The organism is Rhizobacter sp. P3_B12 (genome assembly GCF_056402895.1).
This window is the reverse complement of sequence record NZ_JBFUGN010000679.1, coordinates 1-3,401: the sequence shown is the minus strand read 5'-3', so window position 1 is coordinate 3,401 and position 3,401 is coordinate 1. Positions and strand designations below refer to the sequence as shown.

General features: G+C 68.2%; 3 protein-coding genes and 1 pseudogene. 3 read left to right on the top strand and 1 reads right to left on the bottom strand.

Going from position 1 to position 3,401, the window contains the following annotated elements; all coding sequences use genetic code 11:
- Positions 1-48 precede the first annotated feature (48 nt).
- Positions 49-1,221 (top strand): NAD(P)/FAD-dependent oxidoreductase, encoded by a 1,173-nt coding sequence (locus tag AC1D01_RS26025; RefSeq protein ID WP_477871513.1) that lies wholly within the window; start codon positions 49-51, stop codon positions 1,219-1,221.
- An 11-nt stretch (positions 1,222-1,232) separates the two neighbouring features.
- Positions 1,233-2,300 (top strand): ABC transporter substrate-binding protein, encoded by a 1,068-nt coding sequence (locus AC1D01_RS26020; RefSeq protein WP_477871511.1) that lies wholly within the window; start codon positions 1,233-1,235, stop codon positions 2,298-2,300.
- 33 nt (positions 2,301-2,333) lie between these two features.
- Here the strand turns inward: AC1D01_RS26020 and AC1D01_RS26015 are convergent, their stop codons facing one another.
- Positions 2,334-3,026: a glutathione binding-like protein gene (locus AC1D01_RS26015; RefSeq protein ID WP_047502679.1), complete on the bottom strand. Its 693-nt coding sequence runs from the start codon at positions 3,024-3,026 to the stop codon at positions 2,334-2,336.
- A gap of 75 nt (positions 3,027-3,101) precedes the next feature.
- On the opposite strand from AC1D01_RS26015, the pseudogene AC1D01_RS26010 reads away from it, so the two are divergent.
- A pseudogene (locus tag AC1D01_RS26010) lies at positions 3,102-3,401 on the top strand (hypothetical protein); the annotation flags it as partial.

Below are 3,401 nucleotides of genomic sequence, written 5' to 3'. Positions count from 1 at the left end.
GATCAAGCCGGTGCCGTTCGTGGCGCTGCGCGAAGCGGAGGTCACCCGATGACGGCCCGGCGGATCGTCACCGATGTCGCGATCGTCGGCGGCGGCATCGTCGGCAGCTCGGCCGCGCTCGCGCTGCGCCGCATGGGGCTCAAGGTGGTGCTGCTGGAGCGCGACCTGTGCGGCKCGCGCTCCAGCGGCGTCAACTATGGCGGCGTGCGGCGGCAGGGCCGGCCGCTGTCCCAGCTGCCGCTCGCGCAGCGTGCGCACGAGCTGTGGGGCCGCTTGCCGGAGCTGATCGGCACCGACGGCGAATACGTGCGCAGCGGCCATTTCAAGATCGCGCGCAGCGCGGCCGACATGGCCTCGCTGGAGCGCTACCGCACGATGACCCAGGGCTTCGACCTCGAGCTGGAGCTGATCTCCGGCGAGCGCCTGCGCGCCCTGTGCCCGTGGCTGGGCGCGAAGGCGGTCGGCGGCTCGCTGTGCCGTGAAGACGGCCAGGCCAACCCGCGGCTGGTCTCGCCCGCGTTCGCGCGTGCCGCCGAGCAGGCGGGGGCCGTGGTGCTGGAGCGCACGCCGGTCGACGAGGTGATCGGCGACCGCAATGGGTTCACGCTGAGGTCGGGAAACACGCTGGAGGTGCACGCGCCGCTGCTGCTGAACTGCGCCGGCGCCTGGGCCGGGCAGCTCGCGGCGCAGTTCGGCGAGCCGGTGCCGATGCACTCCGGCCACCCGGCGATGGCCGTCACCGAGCCGCTGCCGCACCTGATGGACTGGAGCCTCGGCGTCGAGGGCGGGGGCATCTACTGCCGCCAGGTGGCGCGCGGCAACCTGGTGCTGGGCGGCGGCGCGGGCCTCGCGCTCGATGCCGACCGTGCGCGCTCCGAGCGCGACGCGATCACCACGCTGGCCGGCCAGGCGATCGAGCTGATCCCCGCGCTGCGCGATGCCCAGCTGATCCGCACCTGGAGCGGCACCGAAGGCTACCTGCCCGACCGCGAACCGGTGCTCGGCTGCAGCCGCACGATGCCCGGGCTGATCCACGGCTTCGGCTTCGCGGGGGCGGGCTTCCAGATCGGGCCGGCCGTTGGCGAGGTGCTGGCCGAACTGGCCCGCGACGGCCACACCAGCACGCCGATCGCCGCGTTCGGTATCGAGCGGTTTGCCGCGCCGCCGACGCCCTCGACGGCCTCCGCGCCCGCATCACATCCCGAGTTGTCTCATCGTTGAAAGGATCGACCATGCCAAGCACTTCCTCGCTCCGTGCCCGCCGTCACCTGCTGGGTGCCGCAGCCGCCGCGGCCGCGCTGCTGTCCGCCGGCGCTGCGCACGCACAGGCCAAGACGATCTACATCGGCATGAACGGCGGCACGATGGAGAAGGCGTACACCCAGTACGTGTTCCCCGCCTTCGAGAAGATGTACGGCGCCAAGGTCGTCGTCGTGCCGGGCACCTCGTCGGACATCCTCGCGAAGGCCCAGGCCAACAAGGACAAGCCGCAGATGCACGTGATGTTCCTCGACGACGGCATCATGGTGCGCGCGATCGGCATGGGGCTGTGCGAGAAGCAGCGGCCGAGCCCGGCGCTGAACGACCTGTACCCGGCCGCGCGCTTCAAGGGCGACATGGCCAGCGGCGTGAGCCTGGGCATGACGGGCCTCGCCTACAACAAGAAGATGTTCACCGAGAAGGGCTGGGCCGCGCCGACCTCGTGGATGGACCTCGCCGACCCGAAGTTCAAGGGCAAGGTGGTGTTCCAGTCGGTGTCGTCCTCGTCGTTCGGGCTGCACGGATTCCTGATGTTCAACCGCATCCAGGGCGGCAACGACAAGAACGTCGAGCCCGGCTTCAAGGCTTGGCCGGACAAGATCGGCCCGAACGTGCTCGAGTACATCCCGAGCTCGGCCAAGCTCTCCGAGATGGTGCAGACCGGCGAGGCCGCGTTGTTCCCGCTGACGCCCACCGCGGTGGCGGCGCTCAAGGTGAAGGGCATCCCGGTGGAGTACGCGCAGCCCAAGGAAGGCTCGGTGGTGCTGATGGTCGGCCAGTGCGTGATCGCGAACAACAACGAGCCCGAGCTGGCGCAGAAGCTCGCCGAGTTCCTGCTGAGCCCGCTGGCACAGGCCAACGTGCTGCAGTACGGCAGCCAGATCCCGACCAACCCGAAGGCGCCCGCGGTCGGCGAGGGGGCCACGCAGGTCGCGCAGATCTCTCAGTGGATGAAGAACGCGGTGACGCTCGATTGGGAGAGCATCAACGCGAACCGGCCTGCATGGAACGCGCGCTGGAACAAGACCATCGAGAAGTAGAGGGTCGACAGAAGGCGGCGTCAGATAGAGAAGTCAGCGCCGCTCGTACTGCTGCTTGCCGAACAGCGCGTTGCGGGCCTTCTCGTCGTTGAGCGGCTTGCGGTGCTCGGCCAGCACCGCAACGCCGCGCTGCACCGCGGGGCGGGCGGCGATCTCGTCGAACCAGCCCTTCAGGTGCGGGAAGTCGTTCCAGTCGATGCCCTGGTTCTTCCACGAGCGCAGCCACGGGAAGATCGCGATGTCGGCGATGCTGTACGCCGGGCCGGCGATGTACTTCGACTTCGCGAGCCGCTTGTCCATCACGCCGTAGAGGCGTTTCGCCTCGTTGGTGTAGCGGTTGATCGCGTACTCGATCTTCTCGGGCGCGTAGATGCGGAAGTGATGCGCCTGGCCGAGCATCGGGCCGACGCCGCCCATCTGGAACATCAGCCATTCGAGCACCTGGTAGCGCTCGGTGGTGCCGGTGGGCAGCAGCTTGCCGGTCTTGCCGGCGAGGTACATCAGGATGGCGCCTGACTCGAACAGTGAGATCGGCTGGCCGTCCGGACCATCGGGATCGACGATCGCCGGGATCTTGTTGTTCGGGCTGATCGCGAGGAATTCGGGTTTGAACTGATCGCCGGCCCCGATGTCCACCGCCGTCACCTTGTACGGCAGCCCGCACTCTTCCAGCATGATGTGAACTTTGTGGCCATTCGGCGTGGCCCACGAATACACTTCGATCATCTTGTCTTCCTCAGGTCGACTGTCTGCAGCACGGGCGTGCTGCGTGGATGCGACTCTAGTTCAAGCACGGCCTTCATGCTCGACGCGATCAAACGACTGATCTCTGGCAAGCCCGACGGCCCGGATTGGCGGGCGGTGTCGGAATGGGCCCGCGAGAACAAGATGGCCTTCAAGCGCGTGCGCGAGGAAGAAGGCTTCGTCATCGACGGCGGCATGGACAGCAAGCCGTGGCGCCTCGAATGGGGTTCGCCGCAGCGGCCCTACATCGAAGCCCATGAACTGCGGCTGCGCATGGAGCTCGGCCTGCCGCCGAACCTGCAGGTGCTGCTGCTGTCGCAACCCTTGCGCGAGACGCTGGAGCGCCAGACCTTCGAG

Excerpts from the sequence above, each read along its gene's own strand:
- AC1D01_RS26020 (WP_477871511.1), top strand. The coding sequence starts at position 1,233 with ATGCCAAGCACTTCCTCGCTCCGTGCCCGCCGTCACCTGCTGGGTGCC.
- AC1D01_RS26015 (WP_047502679.1), bottom strand. The coding sequence starts at position 3,026 with ATGATCGAAGTGTATTCGTGGGCCACGCCGAATGGCCACAAAGTTCAC.